The following is a 22,407-nucleotide window of genomic DNA, read 5'->3' as shown; positions in this document are numbered from 1 at the left end:
GAGTCGCACCCACGTGCCGGTTATACTACCCGGCGCTCCCTCCTTGCCATTCCCTCCAAAGGATGGGAGCGCTCAAGGCGTTAACCGTGCGACAGCTCTCCACGCCTCCAATGCGCCTGCCTTGGAGAATCGGGAGGACAGGCCCTTGAGGGGCCGGCAGGCAGGTGGCCGAGCAGGCCACTGTGACGTTGCCCGCTCCGCGCAACGGTGAGCCCCGATAGAGAGCGTCGTCGTAGATGCTCTCCATCTTGCCGGTAGCAGCGGACGGCCCAGAGATTGCCCTGAACATGCTGCACTCGGGAAGGAGCCGAGTCCCGCGGCCTCAGGCCAGACACAAATCCCAAACATCAAGCTGCTACACCTCACGCACCGGTCACGAGCGAGGCGGCGGCCACATGGGTGGGCCGCCACATAACAGCCGCCTCGACTCGACGACCAGGGAGTGAGGCTGACGCAAGCCTCAACGTCCTCCGGGATGGATGCGCGGACAGACAACGTGGCGGCTACGGCGTCGCTGGCGCGAAGAAGTCATCCCCCGCTGGCGACAGGGCGGTCCACCGCTGGTTGCGAACGTTGGGAGCGCGGTACGTGAGTCCATCGGCCTGCTCCCAGTCTCCCAGCACCACGAAGATATAGGGCCGGCCAATCTGGTTGATGTTCCTCGCCCAGCGGTTCGCCGGACTGCTCCCGACCTGGCTTCCCACACCAAGGTAGGACACGCTGATGCCGCCCTGCGTGCCGGTCGCCGGCGTGAAAGGCACGCCCTCGGCGGGACTGCTGATAGCGCCATAGGTCAAGCCGCTGACGACGCGGGTGAAGGTGTTTCCCCGGGAACCATCGGCGTTGACGTCGAAATAGCCAAAGGAGATGCCTTCGGCGGGAGAGTTGGGGCTGGCATTCACCACCAGGATGCGCGCATCCAGGGCCGTCGGAGCGAAGGTGTCCGGGAAGGTGAAGGCGCGCGGCCCCTGGGCGCCGGTCTGCCCGGCCAGGCCGCTGACGACCACCAGATAGCGACGGCCCGCCTCGAGCGGCCCCGTCTGGACGCCCTCGAGCACCGTGGTCGCGGGGTCGGTGTTCAGGGTGAACTTCAGCAAGTGGCCCGTCGCGGACGCAGGCAGGTCGCCGATGGCGGGGCTGGCCTTGAATGCAAGGTCCACGGCAATGGGGATGTTCTGCGGGTCATCCGCGTTGAAGACGCGGAGCGGCTCCCCTCCAACGAGACCATGGAGGAAGAAGAGGATGGGGTCGCGCTTGATGCGGAGTGCGCCATTCCTTCCCGAAGGGACCAGCACCAGAGAGGTGGCGCCGGCGTCGTCCATGCCACGCCGGTCATCTCCATAGGTGATGGCGAAGTAGGACGTTCCCGGAGTCAGGGCCCCCGCCGGCAACGTGAAGCTCGCGGTGCCGCTCACCGACGGGAGGATGACGTCGTTCGTCCCCGACCCGGACAACACGAGCTGTCTGGTGCTCGCCGGGGCAACATGCCCCGCGATGCCCGAGGTCGTGGCGTCCGCCGAGAAGGGCGAGACGGTGGAGAACGGGTCCGCGGAGCCGACAGACAGCCGGCGGGCACGGTTCGCAGCGGCCACGCGATCCGCGGTGATGTGGCGCAACCGAACCTCGTCGGCGCCCACCGCGCCGAACGCCTCCTTCACCGCGAGGAGCTGCGGCCGGTCGAAACGTGTCGCCTGCCCCACACGGGACATGAGTCCAACTCCCACCAGCGTCACCCGCTCTCCTGCTGCGAGCGACATATCGGACACCGTGGCCAGGGCCGCGCTCGTGCCTTCCGAGTCCGCAGTGCGAATGGCGAAGCTCAACCCCGTGCCGGGAGCCACCTGCGCGTAGTCCGTCGTCCCGGTGTCACCGGGCTCCACCGCGGAGAACAGCCGGGTGTCACCCTGCCAGACATCCATCCGGACGAGGCCCGCGTCCCACGCGGTATGCGGCTCCGACGCATTGCCTTCGTACAGCACGTTGACGAAGCGGACACACGCGACGGTCGCAGGGCAGAGGCCGGTGCCTGCGTCCTCGCCCGGGTCGGTACCCGCGTCTTCCACCGGGTCGGTGCCTGCATCCGCGCCCGCGTCGGTGCCTGCATCCGCGCCCGCGTCGGTGCCTGCATCCGCGCCCGCGTCCGTTCCTGTGCCCTGTGTGGGCACCAGCTCGCACTTCTCGTCACGACAGCTCCACTGTTCTCCCTCCGGAGCCTGCCCGTTGTCACTGCGGCAATCGAATGCATCCACGCACTCGGAACCGCAGCCGGTGACGAGCGCCGCCAGGCCGAGGCCGGCTACCAGGAACCACCCTCTCAGAACATTGCTCATGACGCTGTGCTCCCCCTCCCCGGAGGTCGGTGTTGTTGTGTCTGTAAAAGGAGGAGAGGGGCGCGCCAGCGGGCTGCCCCTCCCGGCGCTACCGCTTCTCGCACTCGCTGCGCAGCGGCGCGATGCGCCCCTGGGACAGCTCGTCTCGCAGGTAGATGTAGGCCATCACGCCCGCATTGAACCGGGCACGCAGGAGCCACTCCTGCGTGGCGGCGGCATCGCTCCCTCTGCGGATGTCGTCGGTCAGCGGGTTGTCCAGGGTGCAGATCTCCGTCCAGAGGCTCGTTCCGCCAATGGCCCGGACGTTTCCGCTCGGCGGTGTCGCCGTGGCGAAGACGCCGCGGCGGATGAGCTCACATGCGCCCTGAGCCGCCCCCAACATGTTGGCGCCCCAGTCCGCCCAGTCCTCCACATTGCTGGAGAAGTCGATGTCGACCTCGCCGTACTTCACCCAGGCCTGCATGAACCGGGGCGTGAGGTTCACGTTGGCGCCTCCGTCGGCCATCCATGCGAGATAGCGGGCGCCGCCGTGCGGCCCGTACTCTCGCTCGAAGGGAACCAGGTGGCTCTCACCCGAGGCGGCGCGGCCGAACAAACCGAACTGCGGGCTGACGAGGTTGGCCACACGCGCGCCCTGCCACGCCACCAGCGCCTTGGCCGCGCCGCTCTGCCCGTCGCCCGCGCGGCCGTGGCAGTTGGCGCAGACCCCCTGGAAGACGGTGGCGCCCGGCGTGGTGTAGTAGAGCTCACCCCAGGGCCGCCTCGGCACGCCACGCCGGTCGACCATCCAGGGCTCGATGGAGGTGGGTGCGGGAGCCGTGGGGAAGTCGCAGAGGCCCGGCTTGAGGTCCCACCAGTTCGTGGGGATGCGCTTCTTGGCGAACTGCTCGTGTGCCTCGGTGATGGGGAAGCGCGTCAGGTACTCCCAGGGTGCCTGGCCGATGCGCTGTTTCCAATCCGGATTGCGGGGCTCATAGGGCAGCTTGTCGGTGAAGTCCTCGCCCACCCATCGCACGTCCGTGGTGGTGTCGCAGTCATTCGCCACGGCATCATTCGCCTGCCGAATCCGCTCCGTCTTCGCGGCCGCCTTCTCCTCCTCGGTCAGCCCCGCGTCCGCCTTGGGCCAGTCCATCGTGGCAATCCAGCGCGCCACCAGCAGCGGAGCGCGGCAGTCCTTGCCCGGCACATTGACGGGCATATGGATGTTCGTCTCGTTGGTGTCACGCGCGACGCGCTCGTACATGGTGCTGGATGGCGTAGCGGCCTGGAGGTCCAAGCCGAACTGCGCCGCTTCCACGACGTACCTGCGCTGCTTGTTGGTCTCCAGTACGTCGAAGGGGTTCCAGCCGAAGAGGATGCCGCCCGCGGAGAAGTCCAGGAAGGCGAGCTCCGAATTGCTCTGCACCGCGAAGCCCTTGGGGTTGTGGCACTGCGCGCAATTGCCAACGAAATACGCCTGGAGCTCCAGCTCCTCCTGGGTCCTCGGTGGCCGTCCCTCGGCGGCGGTCTCCAGCTTCGGCAGTTCCGCCGCCGAGCGCAGGCCGGTGATGACGCCGTAGCGGATGAGCCGGTCCACCTGTGACAGCTCGTCCTCCAGAACGTCCGCCAGCGGGTCCAGCCCCCCCTCTCCCCTGGCGCGGCGGTTGATCTCCAGCGGGGTGAAGCCCAGGACGAAGTTCTGTCCCTCGGAGCCAGTGTGGCAGTTGATGCAGCGATGGCGCCCGGGAACGGCATAGTTGCGCGTGGTGCCGGCGCGCTCGTCGGTTTCATATGTGAGCACGCGGTCGGCGAACTCCGTGCCATCCCGGTACGTGCCCCTGTGGAGCTCCGCGACGGTCCCCTCCTCGTTCCAGATGTACGTTCCAAATACGGCGTCCTGCCACCGCTCACGCGTGACGATGAGGCGCGTCTCGATCTTCCGGTAGCGCACCTCGCCGTCCGCGCCCGTCACGTCCTTGAAGAAGGTCTTGTAGAAGCGTGTGTTGGGCGGAATCTTGAATGTCTTCGTGGCCGCGTCGTACTCAATGGACTTCCCCGCTGGCACATGAACCAGTCGAAGCTTCTTCGCGTGGTCCGAGAAGAGCTGGTAGGTGGGCACGAAGGCGAACGTGCCGTGACGAGCCAGCTTTTCGGCATCCATCGTGGTGATGTCGGTGTCCGTCTCCGACAGGAAGCGAGGCAGCTGCGTCAGGCCCGCGAAGTAGGCGTCCTTGTCCGGGTCGCTTCCCAGCGCCTCCTCGGCGGGGATGCAGCTGCCCAGGTCGGTCATCGACGCGGCCACCTCGGGGGCCACCGGATCGTCAAGTTCCGCTCCCGTCCCCGCGTTCACGGTGAACGTGCCCTCCGGGGCGCCCTGCTCCAGCCATGCGGAGAGCTGCGCGGCCAGCTCCACCGCCTTCTTGAGCTGGTCGGCCGAGGCTGTTGGAGGCATCTCTCCGCGCTCGATGCGCACGAGCATGCGCGGCGCCTTGCTCTTCAGGTCCTCATACGTACTCGTGAAGGAAAAGCCGCCATCAGACCTGCCACCTTGGTGGCACGTGCCACACTCAGCGCGCGCGCGCGCGGCCAGGCCAGCGAAGGACTCCTGGTAGCTCTTCCTGGGCGCCGCTGGGCGCATGGGAATCCGCTCGCTCGAGCGAGCCGGAAGACACGTCAACGTCCCGGCGTCAGGCTCAGGCGCTGGTCGGGGCTCGTCCTTGCAACCGAACAGCCCCGAAAGGGACAGCAGGACCACCCCCAGCGCCACACGTGGGACGAGCCCCCCCCGCGTCATCCTCATGAGGTATGCCTCCTAATTCCTAGCGGATTTCGCGCGGCACCCTATCTCAGCCTCCGCCAATGTCGCGGCAAAAGAAGACACAACGGGCAGACACACACGAAGATTCACCCCGCCGTAACGATAGACACACGCCAGACAAATACCAGCAACCCAAACCGCATCAAGGACGTCACGCCATGGCGCGGCACATTGCACAGCCAGTCTCGTGACCCGCCTGTCACCGCCTGCCTGAAGTCACGACATCTTGGTGGAGCGGAGATGGGCAGCCTTCTTGCCCGCACCTCCGGCCAACCAGACATTGCCATCCAGACAGAAGAATCCGGCCGGACCAAAGGAGAGACCACACCGCACAACAGACAGGCCAGGAAGGGGATGCCCTCCTGGCCCGATTCCATCAGGGTTCTGGGATGACAGCAGCGGTGATTACTGGCAGTTGCCCGCGCCGCGGCCGTCGTCGTTCAGACCGCCGCACTTCAGGGGCGCGCTGTCGTCGCAGGCGATGAAGCCCTGCGCCTCGAGGATCTCCTCGAAGTCCTCGGTGTTCGTGTCGTAGATGTACGAGTAGAGGATGTCCTCCTCGACCGAGCGCGGGCTGGTGGTGTTCTCGTTGAGGAAGATCTTGCGCGCGAGCGGATAGACGCCCGGCTGGCCCGTGATGAGCTTGCGGATGTTGCTCGGGTTCGAGGGGATGCCATCCACATCGAGCTTCAGGTTGTTCGGCTGCGCAGGAGGAAACGGGTAGATGGCGGAGTCACCGGCAAAGCCGATGGCGATGAGGTCACTGGCCGTCAGCTTGCCGATGCAGACAGTGGCGCTGTCAGCCGTGGTGCACGGCGCGGGGTTGGACGTGGCGCCATCGTGAATGGTCACGATGCCATCGCAGAAGGAGGCGCTGGTGTTCTCCGCGACCTTCTCCTTGAAGACCTCGGTGGTGCCGGACAGGTCGTCGCGGCGGTAGATCGTGATGGGGCCGGTGCGGGTGCTGCCCGGGACCTGGCTCCAGTCCGTCCAGCACGCGCCGTTGATGGTGGTGACGACGCCGTTCACGGTGCGGCGGTAGGTCTTGAAGAAGAGGTTGGCCACGTTGTCGCGGCTGATGTTGGTGAGACCGTTGTCCTGGTTGACCCACACGTTCACGGCGTCCAGCGCAATGACATTGCTCCGCTCACCGGGCTGGCAGGGCGTCCGGAGGTCGCGCGACATGGGGGCCAGCGCCTGCTGTTGCGGGTTGGGGCACACGGCGCTGCCGCCACCACGCAGACAGGTCTCACCCACGCTCGAACCCGTGCCCGCGTAGAGCAGGCCGGCGCCAGAGTCGTTGTTGGCGGCGACAAGCGCGCCCTTCAGCGTGTCGGAGCCATACAGCTCATTGTTCGGGCCCAGGTTCTGCTCCGCCAACTTCAGCTCCGTGCCACCCGTGGACTGACCATTGCAACCCACGATCGACACCGCCACAACCGCCGCGGACATCACCTTCTTCATCATCTTCATGGACGACTCCTCAGGTGTTGCATTGGGTTGACTCGCCGGCGCCTCCCACGCTGTGGGCTCGGGCTGGAAGGAATTGCATCAGGGAGGGGACCATCGAACCCGGCTCACCCCGGATTCGACGAAGCGCAAAGTGCCTCAACCCGCGAGGGATTGATGACTCAGTTATGTCAATTCTCCGCCAGCGCCGGGTCACACCGTCCCGCGAGAAATTTCCTACGCACAAGCGTCACGTTCCCGCAAGCCATTACAAGAAAGGCACCTGCAACAACTTGCGAGCCCGCCTTTCGGAGGCGTGCTCTCCAGAAGTCTGCCGTTGCGCATCCGTCATGGAGCAGACATTCCCTGCAAGCGTCACACACAAGGCTGACGGGGAGTTGTTGAGGGGAGCAGCGAGAAGACGCCGCGCCTCTCCTTCGTGCCCGAAGCCTTCGCTGCGCGCCACGGCCTCAGCGTGCGGCGCACGCACCTGAAGCCGCTGCCGTCCGGCCGGCCAATGCTCGCGGCGGAGGGCCGACGAGCCCGTCAATGGCGCCAGCAGCTACGCGTCATGGCCACGCGACCATCGGCCCAGCCCCGCCACGGTTCTCGAGGGGGAATGAGAGCGACGGAAGGCCTGCCACCGGAGCACGTCCAGCAGGAGCAGCTCACGCCTGGATATCGACACTCACACCGAGTGACGCCGGCGCTTCACTGCCCTCACCTTCCGAGGGCGCTGATGTCATCTCGAGCCATGTTTCACCCGCCCCCCGCCGGCTCGCTCCGTGATATAGCCCCCGCTCGGCGGTACGCACCCGAGGGGGAACACAAAGGATGTCGGAGCGGCAGATTGAGATGTTCTGGCGTTGTTCGAGTTGCAACCACCGCAACCTCGGCCGCTACATGGTGTGCCAGGGCTGCAAGAACGCCAAGGACGGCAGTGAGCAGTATGAGATGCCGGAGGACACCGCCTCCGCCGTCACGGTGACCGAAGAGGCCCTGCTGAGGATGGCCACCGCCGGTCCCAACTGGCGATGCGCCTATTGCGAGAGCGACCAGCGGGCCCTGGACGGCGGCTGCAAAAACTGCGGCGCATCCTCCGTCGAGGGCTCGATTCCCGCCGAGCCCTCCCCTCCCGCTCCGAGCGAGAAGAAGCGCGAGAAGGGCGGCAGGCGCATGGGCTGCTACATCGTTTCCATCGTCCTGTTCTTCGGCTGCTGCTGCCCCATGTGGATGAACTCCGGCAAGAAGGAGACCTCCTCCGCGACGGCGGCCACGACCGCGCCCAAGACGGGGCCGGAGTGGACGCGGACCCTCCAGGTCAAGGAGGTCTCCTGGGAGCACACGGTGAGCGTGGAGCGCTACCGCCTGGTGGAGGACGAGGGCTTCGAGGAGGACCGGCCGGAGGGAGCCCTCCAGGTGAAGGCCCAGGGCAAGCGCCACCACCACGACGAGCAGGTGCGCGATGGGTACGAGACCGTCTACTACACGGAGAGCGTCCAGCGGGGGTACACCACCGAGACCTACCGGGAAAAGGAAGCCTGCGGTGAGGACTGCTCCACCACGCCCAGGAAGTGCAGCGAGAAGTGCACCAGCAACAAGAATGGCTTCGCGACCTGCAAGACGACCTGCACCGGCGGAGAGCGGGAGTGCACCACCCGCTACTGCTCCGTGAAGAAGACGCGCAAGGTGCCGCGCTACGTCGACGAGCGCCGCTCACGCAAGGAGCCGCGATACCGGAGCGTGCCGCGCGCGGCGACCTGGTACTCCTGGAAGGAGTGGCGCTGGATACACGAGCGGGACGTGACGGCGAACGGCACCACCCTCGAGACGCGCTGGCCGACCGACGCCGAGCTGCGGCCCGCCAAGGCCCTGGGCAAGGGAGAGAAGGAGCGCAACGCGCGCAGCGCGACGTACAGCGTCATCTTTCACGGCGATAACCAGCCCGCCGTCACCTACACCCCCGACACGCTGGAGGAGTTCCAGCGCTTCCGCCCTGGCAGCACACACACCCTCCAGCAGGAGGCGGGCAAGGTCTCCGTCGTGCCCCGGGAGCCTCCGGCGCAGGCCGCCCCCGTGAAGTGACGCGGGAGGGCTGCCCGGAGCGCGTCGGGCAGCCCTTCCCACATCTGGTGTCACCACAAGCCAGTGCGGGCCAGGCCCCGTCAGGGCTTCAGCCCCAGCAGGAACAGGTCGCGGACGCCAGACGGCACGAGCGTCTTGGGCCCGACGTCGAGGGGAGCGATGAGGCCCCCCAGGAACACCGACGACCCCGCCTCGTCAACCGACACGCGATAGCGGTCCATGGCGGTCGACACACCGGGCGGGTGCGCCATGGGGAAGCCCCTCGTCCAGCGGGGATAGCCGTCGACCCGGTCGTACTTCGCGGCAAAGAGGTTGGTATCACTTCCGGGCACGCCGCAGAGCGACCCGAGGCCAAGGTCATCTCCGTCCTCGTACTTCCCTACGACCACCAGGTCGTCGCGGTGGTCCATCGAGATATCCAGCACCGCAAGACCGAGTTGCTTCGCCCAGCGCTCCTCGTTCGCCCGGGTGAGCGCGACGACGAAGCCATCTTGCGAGTGCTGCGGGAAGAACGTCTGGCCACCGAAGGAGAGCGGCGACATGAAGGTGCCGGTGACGACCACACGATTGCCGTGCACCCCCACGCTCTGGGCATAGCCGCGGGTGGTGTCCAGCTGCCGCTGCCACAGCCGCGTCCCCGCTGGGGAGAACTTGTTCACGAAGGGAATGACATCCATCGGTGGAAACAGGTCCGTGATGATGGTGCCGGCCATGTAGAGGTTGTCGTCCTCGTCCGTGGCGACGCCGCCCGACTCGCCGAAGAACGGTGATTCGACGTAGCTCCACTGGTAGATGCCTGTCGGCGAGAACCGGAGGAGGACGGGCGCGCTGTCCGCGACGACGCTCCCGGAGCCGAAGTAGATGGCGCCTCGCAACAGGCCGGTGACCGCGATGTTGCCGTTACTGTCCGTGAGCATCTTCCGCGCGCCGAAGAAGCTGAAGAACTCCAGCGGATAGGCGAGGGACCAGACGTGGCGACCGCCCGCGTCGAATGCGGCCAGGAACACGCCCTCCTGGAACTCTCCCACGGTGAGCGGGCCCCCGCCCAGGTCAATGCTCCCTTCGAAGGTGCCAGTGACAAGCACATGCCGCGCCCGGTTCGTCGCGAGCGCCGTCACCTGCGCGGGCACCGTCCGGGACCACACTCGATGCCCGTTGGGCCGGTACTTCGCCAGGACGGAGGCCCGCGTTGCGGACGTCCCCAGTTTCCCCTTCGCATCGGACAACTTGCCCTCGAAGGTCGCGGCGATGAAGAAGTTCCCGTCTCCATCATGGGCCACGTCGACGGCCACCTCCTCGCTCGGCCCGGTGAGTCGCTGTGCCCACCGGGTCGCGCCGGACAATGCATGGAGACTGGAATCCGAGCTCTGCGCCTGTGCGGTGGGGGGTGGCACGACGTCCACGGGCGCTTCGCTGCCGGCGCCACATCCCATGACCAATACGGCGAGCACCGCGAGACTCCATCGCATGGCGTCCTCCTCGCTGGCCTCGCTCCGTCAGCCGAAGCCATCCGTGAAATGTGCTCATGCTGGAGGGGAACGAGGGCCCGAGACAGGGACCGTGGGCGCCACGGCTTTGCGGTGTTCCGTACGGAATAGATGGACAGCAGCGCCAACAGCGAATGGCGGTCTCCCGCCTCCGCCGCCCTGATTGCCCCGCACATGGGCCCGCATTCCGCCTGGACGCTCCGGGGAGCACCTTGCCCCCGGAGCCCGGGCGCGACTCAGGCGTCCCGATGGCGCGCGGTGACCGTGCCCGGGAGCGGAGCCTCACTCAGGGCGCGGAACTGGCCCTGCAGGCCCGCCATGTCCTCGGCGAACTGGCCCCGGTTCTTGGACCGGATGAGCAGGAAGTCAGCGACCTCCGCGGGGTTCTTCTTCGTGGCCAGCTCCTCCATGAAGGAGTCCTTGTTGCCCGGCCCCCAGGCCCCCACCGACTGCTTCTTGGCGATGGTGTCCCGGGCGTTCTGCGCCAGGGCGTTCAGGTCGGCCGGCGTGAACTGCAGGAGCATGTCCTTCTTCTTGTTGAAGTCCGCCTCGTCGACCTTGAAGGCCTGGGAGAGCGTGTACTCCTCGTCGCCGCTCATGCCCTTCATGTAGAGGGAGAACTTCTGCTTGTCGTAGTCCTCCGTTCCATCGGGACGGGTGTGGCGCTCGTAGACGGTGGTGGTGCCGTCCGAGGCCTCTTGCTCGAGCGTGCTCACGCGGGAGCCATCACCCTTGGTGGCCACGGTGATGCTGCCTCCGTGCTCCGGCACCGCCGTCCATTCCTTGCTGAACGGCCCCGCATCCAGCCCCACCTTCGAGCCGGAGCTCAGCTCCAGCTTGTGCACCGTGGCCGACTCCTCCACGCCGCTCCCGTCCTTGGTGGGAAGCTGCTTCGTCTTCGCGAACTGCTCGAAGGCCTTCCGGCCCTCCGCCGTGTTCACGTCGAACGTCGCGGTGCGCATCTTGTAGTCCGTCAACGAGGTGCTGCCGTTGAGGGAGAGGGAGACCTCGCCGGCGCCGACGCTGACAGAGGCTCCACTCTCGATGAGCTCCGTGGGGCCCGCCGTCACGGTGACCTTGCCCTCGGCGTCCTTCTGGGTCTCGAAGGAGACGCCCCGGCCCTTCTTGATCTCCTCGCCCAGGCCGAAGTCGACGCCCTTCACGTCGACACTGCCCTCATAGGAGAAGCCCTTGAGCTGGCCGGCATCCATCTTCACCGAGGCGTCGTTCGGAATCGTCTCCGGCTTGAGCGGATGCGGCGGCGGAATCTTGCCCTGCTTCAGCTTCTCGAAGTCCGCGTCCTTCATCTTCACTTCGTACGTCTGGGTGTTCGCCCCGGAGACGCCCGCCCCCACCGTCACCTTCTTCATGTCCAGCTCACCCTTCGCGCTCGCGGCCATCTCCGCGGAGAGCGTCACGGTGGTGTAGCCGCCGGACTTCTTGACCTTCTTGTCGAGCTCCGAGGTGAACTCGACGGTCACCTGGCCCGCATTGCCCACGGGCACGGTGACGGGTGGGAGCGGGAGGGCTCCGGCCTGCGTCGCGGCCGCGTTGGGCGCGGTCGAGGGGATGGCCGGGTCGGCCACCATCATCTTCTGGAGCTCGGGGGGCACCTTCGCGTCAGTCAGCGCCTGGGCCCGCTCGGCGGAGCCCGGCGGCGCGGCGAAGACCTTGGCGGCCGCCGTGCCCGGGATGGAGCCCGCCTCGGAGTAATGCGGCTGCTCCTTGAGGTAGGACTTCATGTCCTCGTAGCTCTTGCCGTTGCTGGGGTCGAGCACGCGCTCCCCCTGGCGCACGACGACATGGCCCGCCTGCCCCTCCGCGCCCGCGCGCGAGTCCTTGAGGAACACCAGGTCCGAGCGCCCCTGGAGCTCCGGAGAGCTCTTGTTCACGAAGTCCGCTGCCAGGTCGAGACAGTTGACCTTGCCGTCCTGGGTGTTCTCCGTGAGAAGCGACGTCGCGGGCGCCCTGCTCTGTCCATCCAGCTTCAAGGTGTTCTTCGGCCCCTCGGGCTCGAAGGTCGATTCGTTCTTCTGGGCTTCCTGGGCCTGGCGGGCGGCCTCGGCGGCCTGACGCGCGGCCTCGGCGGCCTTGCGCGCTTCCTCCGCCGCACGCCGCGCCGCTTCCTCCGCCGCACGCCGCGCCGCTTCTTCCGCCGCACGGCGCGCCGCTTCGGTCGCACCATCATTGGCAACGCGTTTCACGCTCATTGTCGGGTCCTTTCGCCTGAGGGGGTGGGGGCGATATCAGGCGGAGCTCTGTATCCGGATTCTCAGAACGCGATGAATGAAGTTGCGTACACAGATGGTTTTCGTGGCCCGCTTCGAAGCGGCGGACTCGGGCGACCTCCGCGCTCTCCGGATTGTCCTTCGCCCCCCTCCGCTGACGACATACCCTGGCCGCATGGCCATCACGGATGCCCTGGCGCGCGAACTCGCCGAGCTGGCGCGCCTGCGACGCGCACGCGACCTCATGGATCGCGAGTTCGAGCGCGAGCTCGACGTGGCGTCGATTGCCCGGGCGGCCCTCATGTCACCCGCCCACTTCTCGCGCCGCTTTCGCCAGGAGTATGGGGAGAGCCCCTACTCGTACTTGATGACGCGTCGCATTGAGCGTGCCATGGCCCTCCTGCGCCGCGGAGACCTGAGCGTCACCGACGTATGCATGGCGGTGGGCTGCTCCTCGCTGGGCTCGTTCAGCGCGAGTTTCACCCGGCTGGTGGGCATGACTCCGTCCAACTACCGCGCCCTCGACCACACGGAGGACCGTGTGCTGCCCGCCTGCATCCAGAAGGAGCGCACCCGTCCTCGTCGAGCAGGATTGGAGAAGCAGTCTCCCGGGTGATGGTCCACAGTGGAGCCATGTCCCTCAAGCTCTCTGTCGTACATCTGGTCGTCGACAACCCCGATCTGGCGCTGACCTTCTACCGTGACGCCCTGGGCCTGACCCTCGTTGGCGAGGTCGCCAATGGGCCCTTCCGCTGGCTCACCCTGGCATCTCCCGACCAGCCGGATGTCCACATCGTGCTGAGCCAACCGCATGCCGGTCGCACGCAGGAGGACGGCGATGCCGTGGCCCGCCTGCTGGCCAAGGGCACGCTGGGCGGCGCGATCTTCAGCAGCAGCAACCTCGACGAGACCTTCAAGAAACTGCGCTCCGCCGGTGTGGACATCGTGCAGGACCCCACCGACCAACCGTGGGGTGTCCGTGACTGTGCCGTGCGAGATCCCGCCGGCAACATGATCCGCATCAGCCAGGCCTGAACGGCGACCTGGGGAACGAGGCGCCTCCCGTCCGGGTGAACGTCCAGGCGCTGCCCCCGCGCTTCTTGCTCCTGTTCACAGGTCTGTCCTTGTTCCTGCTGCCGCCCCCCAGGGACGCAGCGCGCAACGCGCCGGCTGAACTGACAGTCGACTGGGATTGAACCTGGAGTCCAACTCCCCTGTGAGACCAGGGCCGCCGCCGCGAGCAGCGCTGCGGTAGCGGCTCGCACCTCGGCCTCACTTGTTTCCCAAGTCCCGCGGGAGTGCTATCGGTCGGAGGCACCGTGGGCAATGCGGCCTCCCCACCAGAAGGTAGGAAGATGAAGAGTCAACCCAAGGCAGATGGCGAGTCGGCCTCGAAACTCATCAGTGACAGGATTACCGATTTGGGTGACTGGCGCGGCGATACCCTCGCAAGGGTGCGTGCCCTCATCAAGGAGGCCGTCCCGGACGTCGTGGAGGAGTGGAAGTGGCGGGGCACCCCGGTATGGTCCCTGGACGGAGGTATCTGCACCGGCGAGGCGTACAAGTCGGTCGTGAAGCTGACCTTCTTCAAGGGCGCCTCCCTGGAGGACCCTTCAGGGCTCTTCAATTCGAGCCTTGAGGGAAACGTCAGGCGCGCCATCGACATCCGCGAGGGCGAGAAGATTGACGCGAAGGCGTTCAAGGCACTCATCCGCGCGGCCGTCGCGCTCAACAGCGCTGGCGCGAAGAAGCCCAAGAAGCGCCAATGAGCATGCGGGTGGGGCCCGCGCGTCCACGGCTCCGCTGAATGGGTCGGGCCCCAGGAAGCGCCGAGAAGAGCGAGTACGGCTTGGGGCCAAGCGCGACTGCCGCTCAGTCAGTCGCATTCCTGGCCGAGCGCGAGACGGCTTCATGCGCGAGGTCGCGGAAGTGCTGCGCCGCGGGTGAGGGGCGTGGCCCGGGAAAGGCCACCACCAGCTCCGCGTGACCAGGAGCGCCGCTCAGGGGACGGAAGACGACTCCCTTGGGGCACAGCGCCTGGGAAGACGCGGGAGCAAGGGTCAGCCCCAGGCCCGCTTCCACCATGCCGACGACGGAAGGCCAGGAGCTGGCCTCCTGGAGGATGTTCGGGGAGAACCCCGCGGCCAGACACATGCTCATCACCAAATCGTGCAGGCCCGGCGCCGAATGGCGGGGAAAGAGCACGAACGGTTCGTTCGCCAGCGAGGACAGCGCGACGACCTGCTGGCGCGCGCGCGGGTGCCGCGCTGGCAGGGCGACCACGAAGCGCTCCCGGAGCAGCCGCTCGACGGTGAGCCCTTCGTGACGGAAGGGCGCCCGGATGATGGCGATGTCCAGCTCGCCCAAAGCGAGCGCGGCGCCCACGTTCAGCGTCTCGCTGTCATCCAGCTCCAGCTTCACCTTCGGGAAGCGCGTGCGGAAGCGCAGCACGATGTCTGGCAGGACGCCGAACGCGGACGAGGCCGAGAAACCGACACGGAGTGTGCCCGTCTCTCCGCTCGCCGCCTGCTGCACCGAGTGGATGACATCCGCGCGTCGAGCCAGCAACGCGCGCGCATCCTCCAGCAACCGCACCCCGGCGGCGGTGAGGGCCACGCGCCGGCTCGTGCGCGTGAGTAGCTCGACACCCAGCTCGGCCTCCAGCCGGCGAATCTGCTGGCTGAACGGCGGCTGGGCCATACCGATGCGCGCGGCGGCGCGTCCGAAGTGCAGCTCCTCCGCCACGGCGATGAAGAGCTGGAGCTGACGGAATTCCATATCGAGACGATATCCATCTCGATGGATGCCGAAAGATATATTGGTCGTGAAGGATGCAGCTCCCTACCATCGGCGCATGCGATTTCCCCTCGTTCCCCTCGGCCTGGTACTCACGGCGCTGACGGGGGCTCCCGCCCTGGCGCTTGACGACGCCCCACCCTCCCTCGCCGCCTCGGGAGCCACACCGGACGCGAAGGTGCAGGCGAAGCTGGACCTGGCAGCCCGGTTCACCCGGCGGGTGGAGCTGATGCGGGACAGCCTCGTCCCTCCCAGGTGGCTGCGCGACGGAGACCGGTTGGTCTTCTGGTCCCGGGAGGGCAAGGACGGCGGGACGTGGATGCTGGCGCACGCGAGGACGGGGAAGCTGACGCCGCTCCTGACCGGTGAGCAGCTGAGGGAGCAGCTCTCGGCGTTGCTGGGCAAGCCCGTCACGGCGCCTCGTTTCTTCGACGTCGCGCTCGCTCCGGATGAGCAAGGCATCGTGTTCCAGCTGGAAGGAAAGACCTTCGGCCTGGGCCTGTCAGGTGGCCGCGTCACGTTGCTGCCGCCGGAGGACCGGGCCGCGCTGACGCTTTCGCCAGAGCATTTCCTCGCGCCGCGAGGAGGCGCCCTGGCCGTGCAGCGCCAGGGTGGCTTCGCGGTGCTGAGCGCGGACGGGGCCACATTGGTGGAGCGCACGGGAGAAAAGAACCTGGAGTGGCGGATTCCGGAGCGTCCCTGGTCACCGGATGGCCGCTTCCTGGCGGTGTGGCGGGACGACCTGCGCGCCGTTCACCAGGTGCCCATCGTGGACTACTCCACCGCGCTGGAGAAGGTGACGACGGTGCCATACGCGAAGTCGGGGACGCCGTTGCCGCGCTCGGAGCTCCATGTCGTGGAAGCCGCGACGGGCCGCGTGACACGCATTCCTCCCGTCGCGGGCGAGACATATGACTGGTTCGCGGGCTGGAACCCCGAGGGCACCGAGGCGCTGTGCCTCCACCTCTCGCGTGATGCCAAGCGGCTGGACCTGACCGCCGTGGAGCCCGCGTCGGGCCAGCGTCGGCACGTGCTGCGCGAGGAGCGCCCGGAGACCTTCGTCACCGGCCTGGACTTCGCGGTGGGCGGCTGGGCGAAACAGGTGACGGCGCTGACAGGAGGGCGCGGCTACCTGTGGATGTCCGAGCGTGACGGCTGGCGCCACGTGTATGCGTATGACCGCTCCGGGAAGCTCTTGCGGCAGCTTACGCGGGGCTCCTTCCCTGTACACGAAGTGGTGGCCGTCGCGCCCAAGGGCGACGCCCTCTACGTGCTGGCCTCCGCGGACAGCGGCGCGCCCTACGAGCACCTCTTCTACCGGGGCAGTCTGAAGGGCGGCGCATTGACGCGGCTGTCCTCGGGCTCGGGAGTGCACCGCATCACGCCGTCCCCCTCGGTGCGCGTTTCGGCGATCGTGATCAGCAGGCTCGGAGCATCGTGATCAGTCGGAGCGAAGCGACGCTGGGCTCAAGTTGACGGATTCTCCTCCTTGCGGCGGGAGGGCCCCTTCACGGTGAGCCGGTGGGCTCGGTGGAGGACCCGGTCGCAAATGGCGTCCGCCACAGTAGGGTCGCCCAGGTGGTCGTGCCACTTTGTGGTCGGCAGTTGGCTGGCGATGATGGTGCTGCGCGCGCCATAGCGGTCCTCGAAGACCTCGAGCATGTCCCGGCGCTCGCCGTCCTTGATGGGAGCCAGGGCCCAGTCGTCGATGACGAGCACGTCGACACGGGCCAGTCGGGAGAGAAACGCGGCGAAGGAGCCCTCCGCGTGCGCGAGCGCCAATTCCTCCAGCAGACGCGGGGCCCGACGGTAGAGCACCCGATGGCCGCGACGAATCGCCGCCTGCGCCAGCGCGCACGCCAGGTACGTCTTGCCGGTGCCCGTCATCCCGGTGATGACGATGTTCTGCTTCTCCTCCACCCAGCGGCACTGGGCGAGCTGACGCACCAGGGGCTTGTCGAGCTCCCGCTTCGCCGTGAAGTCGATGTCCTCGACGCAGGCGCCGGAGATGCGGAGCTTCGCCTCTCTGAGGTTTCTGCCAATCCGGGCGTTCTCCCGGGCCAGCCACTCGGCCTCGACGAGCAGCGCGAGTCTCTCGTCGAAGGCCAGGCTGCTCATGTCCGCCAACTTCTGCTGCTCCTCCCAGGCGCGGGCAAAGGCGGACAGCCTCAGCGCCTGGAGCTTCTGCAAGGTGGGTTGGTTCAACATCTCGGGTGTCCTTTGTCGTTGGTGGCCTCATCGGACCTCGGGCACGGCCGCCATGGCCGTGCCCGAGGCCCCCTTCCGAGTGGAGAGGCCTGCAATCCACTCAGTGGTAGTAGTCAGCGCCGCGGACGTTCTCGTGCGCGGCGGCCGGCTGCGAGGAGGGCTCTTCGGCCGGCAGCGGGGTGGCTTCCAGCCCCTTCTCCAGCAGCAGTCGCACGTGCCGGCTGCTGCGCGCGTGCGCTCGCAGCGCCCGGCCGCATGCGAGCTCCAGCCGCGCGTTGCCATAGCGCTTCGCCAGCCGCAGCAGGCCCAGGCAGCTGCGGTAGCCCACTTCCGGGTGGGGCCTGTCCTGGAGGATGGCCTCCACCAGCGACTGGGTAAGGGGGCCCACCTGGCTCGCCCACTGAATGAAGCGCGAGGGGCTCCACTCGGCATGGGCCCGGTGGGCCTTCGGCATGTGCTCGGCCACCGTCGTGTAGCCGCCCACCTTCGCGCTGCGCACGTGGACGGCCACTCTTCGGCCCCGCTGCAGCAACTCCACGCTGGTGGCGGTGAGGCGCGCCTCCAGCACCTGACGCGCCAGGCTGTAGGGCGCCGAGTAGAAGTGGCCATGGACGTCGACGTGGTAGTCGATGTTCACCTTCACCCGCTTCCACTCCGACACCGCGTACCGCGTCGGCGGCAATGGCTTGAGGGCAGGCCTGTCCAACTCCTCGAAGAGCTGCGCTCTCGACTTGCCGTACAGTCGCATGGGCCTGTCGTTGAGCACCGCCACCTGCTCGGCAATCGCCTCATTCAACTCCCGCAGCGAGGTGAAGACGCGGTGACGCAGCCGGGCCAGCACCCAGCGCTGCACCAGTTGCACCGCCCGCTCCACCTTCGCCTTGTCCTTGGGCTTGCGCGGGCGCGCCGGCAGCACCGCCAGTCCGTAGTGCCGTCCCAACTCCTCGAAGGTGCGGTTCACCTCCGGCTCGTACCGGTCCGCCCTCGTCACCGCCGACTTCAGCTGGTCCGGAACGATGAGCGCTGGCGCCCCACCGAAGGCCTCCAGCGCGCGCACGGTGCTGCCGACGAAGTCCGTCAGCTTCTGGCTCCACGTGGCCTCCGCGTACACGTAGCTGGAGGCCCCCAGCGCCGCCACGTACAACTCCGCCTCCCGCACCTCGCCGGTGCCACCGTCCACCACCGTCGGCTTCTTCCCGGAGTAGTCGACGAACACCTTCTCACCGGCCTTGTGCGCCTGCTTCATCGTCAGCCGGTGGCGTGCCAACCACTCCCGGTACACCTCGCAGAACTGCGTGTACCGGTAGCCTTCCGGGTGCCGCTCCAGGTACTCCAGGTGCAAGAGCTCCAGCGTCACCCCGGGTCGCTTGCGCTCCTGGTGTATCCACACCGGGTCCGGCAGCGGCCGCTCCGTGCCCGGCGCGCACTTCGGGCCGTACAGCTGGCGCTCCAACTCCTCCTCCTCCAGCGCTTCCACCGCCTCCCACGTCAACCCCAGGTGCGCCGCACGGCTCATCACCTTGCCCACCACTCCAGGGCTGACGCCCACGCTTCGCGCCACCTCCCGGTGGCTTCGCTTCAGGCCCCACTTCTGACGGATGATTTCTCGAATGCTGTGCATCGGCAGTCTCTCGGTGGCCATGGCCGCTCTCCCTCCGGCGGCCTTCTTGCCAGGACTGCCCAGCGCTCATTCGGCTCCGAACCCCCTGTTCACACAGCCGAACTCCGTGTCCACGTGGCCGAACCTCCTGTCCACGATGGGCCGAACTCGGTGATCACGATGCTCCGATCTGAGTGTTCACGATGGGCCGACGCGCGCACCTCGGGGCAGTACTACGTGGACACGTGGTCTTCACGGACACAGCCCCGGCTGAGGGAGCTGGTGTCCGTGGAGAGCGGCAAGCGCCTCCGCCTCACCACGGCGGACGCCCGTGAGCTCGAGGCGCTCGGCGACGCGCGCCCGGAGGCGCTGCTCGTCAAGGCGGCCGACGGCGTCACGCCCCTGCACGGCGTGCTCTACAAGCCACACGACTTCGACCCCACGAAGCGCTACCCCGTGCTCGCCTACATCTACGCGGGCCCATTCATGACCATCGTGCCCTGGCACTACGTCGGCAATTCGATGTCGCTGACGGCCAGCGGCCTGGCGCAGCTCGGCTTCATCGTGGTGCTGCTGGACCCTCGGGGTGGCCCCGGGCGGAGCAAGGCCTTCCAGGATGCGAACTATGGCCGCGTGGGACAGACGGAGATTCCCGACTACGTCACGGGGCTGAAGCAGGCCGCGTCCACGCGCCCCTGGATGGACCTGGAGCGGGTCGGCATCCATGGCGGTTCGTGGGGCGGCTATTTCGCGCTGCGCGGCATGCTGACGGCACCAGACTTCTTCAAGGCGGGCTATGCTGCGGCGCCAGGAGCGCTGGAGGAAGAGGCCATCATCAACGAGCCCTACCTCAACCTGCCGAGCGCCAATCCCGAGGGCTACGCGGCAGGCGACAACCTCGCGCTCGCCGGCAATCTGAAGGGGCACCTGAAGCTGATGCACGGCACGAGCGACGTGAATGCCACGCTCTCCGTGACGATGCGGATGGCGGACGCCCTCATCCGGGCCGGCAAGCGCTTCGAGCTGCTCATCATGCCGGGCCAGCCCCACTCTCCCCGGGGAGCCGCCAGCCGCTACTACCAGGACGATGTGGGCCTCTTCTTCCTCCGGACCCTGGGCGCTCCCCGCTGAGGCCCGCGCGGGGCCATATCGCTGTCCCCACTGTCGGAGGCATGACGTGACGCCGGGTCGTGGCCAACAGGTGTCCTCGCGTCGCGAGCGGCGGTGCTCGGTACACCCCAGGATTCGGCCGCTTCGTCGCGAGATGTCCCTGACACCGGACGCCTCACGCCGAGAACCGCTGCTGAGAAGTCGCGTCGGCGGGAAGGGTGATGGTGAAGCAGGTCCCCTCCTCGGCGGAGCTCGTCACGGTGGCCGTGCCGCCGTGCGCTTCGGCGAGGCCCTTCACCAGGGGCAAGCCCAATCCCCAGCCCTTCGCGGAACTCTCCGTCGCGGACCTCGTGCGGTGAAACGGCTTGAAGATGGTCTGTAGCTCATCCGCGGCGATGGGCGTGCCCTGATTGCGCACCTGGAGCGTCACCTGCTGCTCGTTTCGTTCGAGCAGGATTTCAATCGGGGGACCTGGCGCGCCGTACTTCGCCGCGTTGGAGGCCAGGTTCTCGACGATGCGGCGCAGTCCGAGCGGATCCGCCCTCATCTTGAAATCACCCTCCGCCTTCAGGACGAAGCGCTCCGGATAGACAACCGAGAGCTCGTCCAGGGCCTGGACGGTGACCGCGTGGAGGTCGCATGCCTTCATCTCCAGCGCCACCCGTTGCCCGGCCTGGATGCGGCTTGCGTCCAGCAGGTCCTGAATCATGCGCTCCGCGCGGTCCAGGCTCCCGCTCACCCGGGCCACGGAGACCTGGACGCCCGGCAGATCCGCATGGCGCCTTCCCAACATCTGCACGCCCATCTTCGCCGCCGCCAGGGGCGTGCGGAGGTCGTGGGTGAGCGCCGCGACGAACGTATCCCGGAGGTTCTGCTCGGCCTTCAGCTTCTGGATCTGATTCCGGAGGTTGAGCTCCGTCATGATGGACGCCGTCAGCTCCCGCATCACCGTGAGGTCCTGCGAGGTCCACTCGCGCACCGTGGGCTGGATGCAGCAGAAGGTCCCCAGCACGTGCCCATCCGGGTTGATCAACGGGAGCACGATGAGGGCGACGATTCCCCAGGGCTCGGTCGAGGGATGGAACCGCAGGAAGGGGTCCCCCGGCGCGTTCGAGGAGATGATGGGCTCTCCCTCGAGCGTGTAGCGGCACAGCGAAGCGTCAATCGGCAACTGCCGGGTCTCCCGGAAGGGCGAGGGAAGGCCGAAGTCCGCCTTGAAGAACTGCCGGTCCGCGTCCACCAGGGACATGATGGTCAGGGGAACGTTGAGGAGCTGGGCCGCCAGGCGGGCGAGGCGATCGAAGGCCTCCTCCTGGGGCGTGTCCATCAGTCCCGTGTCCCGGATGGCCTGCAGCCGGTTCGGGTCCGTGAGGCGGCGGTTGCAGCGTTGCGTTCGCGCAAGCGAGGCTTCGTCCAATTCGCCGAGAAATTTCATGAGGCGACTCTAGTTCGATGCGCTGGAAGGCGGAGGCCCTGCACACGGGGGCTCGCACCTCCGTTCGTTGACCAGCCGACTCCAAACCGGATTGACGGGGCGCTGGCGGACCTCGAGGTTGGCCACCGCCCCTCGTCTCCCGGGACACCGGGCTGTCAGCGCCACATGACGAAACCATGACAAAGGCATGGTGGCCCCATGGCTCTTCGCCCCGGAGTCACGCAGTAGGTTGGTTGCATCCGCTGACCTGCACTGGGGCGCCTTCCATGCGTGTCATCACCCCTGGCCTCCTCGTGGCGGCCGTGACGGAACTCTCGTTGTCGAGAAGTGCGAAGCTCGTCCGGCTCAAGGACGTGGTCGCCTGGTGTGAGTGGAATGGGGTGGACTGTCAGGGCCCCGGAAGTCGGCTGCAGGCGCTCTGGGATGCGGACCGCGAGGAGGCACAGGGAGAGCACCGGCTCCTGAAGTTCAAGAGCGGCGAGTGCAAGCAGTCTCGGGTCGGCTGGGCCCTCAGGCCCCACGGAGACAGGGCACGTGAGGCCGCGGCGCTCCTGGGCTGGCGCGAGCTGCTGTGGGACGGCGAGAAGTGGGAGTGGCTCGGGGGCAGCCCGCCCGTCGTGACGCGACGCCCCCATCCCCGACGCGAAAGGACCGGCAGCGGGCCCGAAACGGACGACTCCGCGCAAGGCTTGCCACCGGGCTGACGTGAACACGACTCCCCGCGCACCATGACCGTCCCGGCCCCATCGTCCCCCCCGCGCGCAGTCTCTCGCGTAGCGAGTCGCGGTTCAGGCCCTTCGACGCACCGCGCGAATTCCAAGACACCCATCACAACTCCTGTCAAGTCAAGCCCACTTGACACTGATATGACTTCAGTGCGTC

General features: G+C 67.4%; 15 protein-coding genes and 1 pseudogene. 7 read left to right on the top strand and 9 right to left on the bottom strand.

Features of this window, described 5'->3' with window-relative positions:
• Positions 1–503 precede the first annotated feature (503 nt).
• The 3 genes from VZL07_RS22840 to VZL07_RS22830 all read right to left on the bottom strand — a co-directional run bounded on the left by VZL07_RS22840 (position 504) and on the right by VZL07_RS22830 (position 6,600).
• Positions 504–2,330, bottom strand: coding sequence for a hypothetical protein (locus VZL07_RS22840; RefSeq protein WP_426749731.1), 1,827 nt, complete (start codon positions 2,328–2,330; stop codon positions 504–506).
• A gap of 88 nt (positions 2,331–2,418) precedes the next feature.
• A complete protein-coding gene (locus VZL07_RS22835) occupies positions 2,419–4,788 on the bottom strand; it encodes a hypothetical protein (RefSeq protein WP_426749730.1) in 2,370 nt (789 codons plus the stop codon).
• 744 nt (positions 4,789–5,532) lie between these two features.
• The gene (locus VZL07_RS22830) at positions 5,533–6,600 is read right to left on the bottom strand and encodes a substrate-binding domain-containing protein (RefSeq protein WP_426749729.1); all 1,068 of its coding nucleotides are present in this window, start codon (positions 6,598–6,600) and stop codon (positions 5,533–5,535) included.
• Between the two features lie 810 nt (positions 6,601–7,410).
• Between VZL07_RS22830 and VZL07_RS22825 the strand changes: the two genes are divergently transcribed.
• On the top strand, positions 7,411–8,661 hold the full coding sequence (locus tag VZL07_RS22825; protein ID WP_426749728.1) for a hypothetical protein: 1,251 nt from the start codon (positions 7,411–7,413) through the stop codon (positions 8,659–8,661).
• Between the two features lie 80 nt (positions 8,662–8,741).
• On the opposite strand, the gene VZL07_RS22820 is transcribed toward VZL07_RS22825, so the two are convergent.
• Together VZL07_RS22820 and VZL07_RS22815 are read right to left on the bottom strand one after the other, a co-directional pair.
• Entirely contained in the window at positions 8,742–10,130 is a 1,389-nt protein-coding gene (locus VZL07_RS22820) for a hypothetical protein (protein ID WP_426749727.1), read from the bottom strand.
• A 254-nt stretch (positions 10,131–10,384) separates the two neighbouring features.
• Positions 10,385–12,358: a hypothetical protein gene (locus VZL07_RS22815; protein ID WP_426749726.1), complete on the bottom strand. Its 1,974-nt coding sequence runs from the start codon at positions 12,356–12,358 to the stop codon at positions 10,385–10,387.
• Between the two features lie 76 nt (positions 12,359–12,434).
• On the opposite strand from VZL07_RS22815, the gene VZL07_RS22810 reads away from it, so the two are divergent.
• The 3 genes from VZL07_RS22810 (at position 12,435) to VZL07_RS22800 (ending at position 14,145) form a co-directional block, all read left to right on the top strand.
• Positions 12,435–12,992, top strand: coding sequence for a helix-turn-helix transcriptional regulator (locus VZL07_RS22810; protein WP_426749725.1), 558 nt, complete (start codon positions 12,435–12,437; stop codon positions 12,990–12,992).
• 17 nt (positions 12,993–13,009) lie between these two features.
• Positions 13,010–13,411: a VOC family protein gene (locus VZL07_RS22805; protein WP_426749724.1), complete on the top strand. Its 402-nt coding sequence runs from the start codon at positions 13,010–13,012 to the stop codon at positions 13,409–13,411.
• A 320-nt stretch (positions 13,412–13,731) separates the two neighbouring features.
• Positions 13,732–14,145 (top strand): DUF1801 domain-containing protein, encoded by a 414-nt coding sequence (locus VZL07_RS22800; RefSeq protein WP_426749723.1) that lies wholly within the window; start codon positions 13,732–13,734, stop codon positions 14,143–14,145.
• Positions 14,146–14,248: 103 nt separating this feature from the next.
• On the opposite strand, the gene VZL07_RS22795 is transcribed toward VZL07_RS22800, so the two are convergent.
• Positions 14,249–15,154, bottom strand: a complete 906-nt coding sequence (locus tag VZL07_RS22795) for a LysR family transcriptional regulator (protein WP_426749722.1) — start codon at positions 15,152–15,154, stop codon at positions 14,249–14,251.
• Positions 15,155–15,230: 76 nt separating this feature from the next.
• Here VZL07_RS22795 and VZL07_RS22790 point away from each other — a divergent pair, with 76 nt between their 5' ends.
• Complete coding sequence (locus VZL07_RS22790; RefSeq protein ID WP_426749721.1) at positions 15,231–16,613, top strand: DPP IV N-terminal domain-containing protein; 1,383 nt, start codon at positions 15,231–15,233, stop codon at positions 16,611–16,613.
• A gap of 26 nt (positions 16,614–16,639) precedes the next feature.
• Here VZL07_RS22790 and istB read toward each other — a convergent pair whose 3' ends face one another.
• On the bottom strand, positions 16,640–17,380 hold the full coding sequence (gene istB, locus VZL07_RS22785) for an IS21-like element helper ATPase IstB (protein ID WP_374270940.1): 741 nt from the start codon (positions 17,378–17,380) through the stop codon (positions 16,640–16,642).
• A gap of 100 nt (positions 17,381–17,480) precedes the next feature.
• Positions 17,481–19,001 carry an IS21 family transposase gene (gene istA / locus VZL07_RS22780; RefSeq protein ID WP_426757258.1) on the bottom strand — a complete coding sequence of 507 codons (1,521 nt, stop codon included), beginning with the start codon at positions 18,999–19,001 and terminating at the stop codon, positions 17,481–17,483.
• Positions 19,002–19,202: 201 nt separating this feature from the next.
• On the opposite strand from istA, the pseudogene VZL07_RS22775 reads away from it, so the two are divergent.
• Positions 19,203–20,111: pseudogene (locus VZL07_RS22775) on the top strand (alpha/beta hydrolase family protein); the annotation flags it as partial.
• A gap of 154 nt (positions 20,112–20,265) precedes the next feature.
• On the opposite strand, the gene VZL07_RS22770 reads toward VZL07_RS22775, so the two are convergent.
• Positions 20,266–21,525 carry a GAF domain-containing sensor histidine kinase gene (locus VZL07_RS22770; RefSeq protein WP_426749720.1) on the bottom strand — a complete coding sequence of 420 codons (1,260 nt, stop codon included), beginning with the start codon at positions 21,523–21,525 and terminating at the stop codon, positions 20,266–20,268.
• A 266-nt stretch (positions 21,526–21,791) separates the two neighbouring features.
• Here VZL07_RS22770 and VZL07_RS22765 point away from each other — a divergent pair, with 266 nt between their 5' ends.
• Entirely contained in the window at positions 21,792–22,229 is a 438-nt protein-coding gene (locus VZL07_RS22765; RefSeq protein ID WP_426749719.1) for a hypothetical protein, read from the top strand.
• Positions 22,230–22,407 lie beyond the last annotated feature (178 nt).

The organism is Pseudomyxococcus flavus, assembly GCF_050038885.1.
Lineage (GTDB): Bacteria > Myxococcota > Myxococcia > Myxococcales > Myxococcaceae > Myxococcus > Myxococcus flavus.
The sequence above is the reverse complement of the archived record's forward strand: the minus strand, read 5'-3'. Positions and strand labels throughout refer to the sequence as shown.

Bases quoted from the DNA above. Each gene is read 5' to 3' on its own strand.
- VZL07_RS22840 (WP_426749731.1), bottom strand. From the start codon at position 2,330: ATGAGCAATGTTCTGAGAGGGTGGTTCCTGGTAGCCGGCCTCGGCCTG.
- VZL07_RS22835 (WP_426749730.1), bottom strand. From the start codon at position 4,788: ATGCTCGTGCGCATCGAGCGCGGAGAGATGCCTCCAACAGCCTCGGCC.
- VZL07_RS22830 (WP_426749729.1), bottom strand. From the start codon at position 6,600: ATGAAGATGATGAAGAAGGTGATGTCCGCGGCGGTTGTGGCGGTGTCG.
- VZL07_RS22825 (WP_426749728.1), top strand. From the start codon at position 7,411: ATGTCGGAGCGGCAGATTGAGATGTTCTGGCGTTGTTCGAGTTGCAAC.
- VZL07_RS22820 (WP_426749727.1), bottom strand. From the start codon at position 10,130: ATGCGATGGAGTCTCGCGGTGCTCGCCGTATTGGTCATGGGATGTGGC.
- VZL07_RS22815 (WP_426749726.1), bottom strand. From the start codon at position 12,358: ATGAGCGTGAAACGCGTTGCCAATGATGGTGCGACCGAAGCGGCGCGC.
- VZL07_RS22810 (WP_426749725.1), top strand. From the start codon at position 12,435: ATGAAGTTGCGTACACAGATGGTTTTCGTGGCCCGCTTCGAAGCGGCG.
- VZL07_RS22805 (WP_426749724.1), top strand. From the start codon at position 13,010: ATGTCCCTCAAGCTCTCTGTCGTACATCTGGTCGTCGACAACCCCGAT.
- VZL07_RS22800 (WP_426749723.1), top strand. From the start codon at position 13,732: ATGAAGAGTCAACCCAAGGCAGATGGCGAGTCGGCCTCGAAACTCATC.
- VZL07_RS22795 (WP_426749722.1), bottom strand. From the start codon at position 15,154: ATGGAATTCCGTCAGCTCCAGCTCTTCATCGCCGTGGCGGAGGAGCTG.
- VZL07_RS22790 (WP_426749721.1), top strand. From the start codon at position 15,231: ATGCGATTTCCCCTCGTTCCCCTCGGCCTGGTACTCACGGCGCTGACG.
- istB (WP_374270940.1), bottom strand. From the start codon at position 17,380: ATGTTGAACCAACCCACCTTGCAGAAGCTCCAGGCGCTGAGGCTGTCC.
- istA (WP_426757258.1), bottom strand. From the start codon at position 19,001: ATGCACAGCATTCGAGAAATCATCCGTCAGAAGTGGGGCCTGAAGCGA.
- VZL07_RS22770 (WP_426749720.1), bottom strand. From the start codon at position 21,525: ATGAAATTTCTCGGCGAATTGGACGAAGCCTCGCTTGCGCGAACGCAA.
- VZL07_RS22765 (WP_426749719.1), top strand. From the start codon at position 21,792: ATGCGTGTCATCACCCCTGGCCTCCTCGTGGCGGCCGTGACGGAACTC.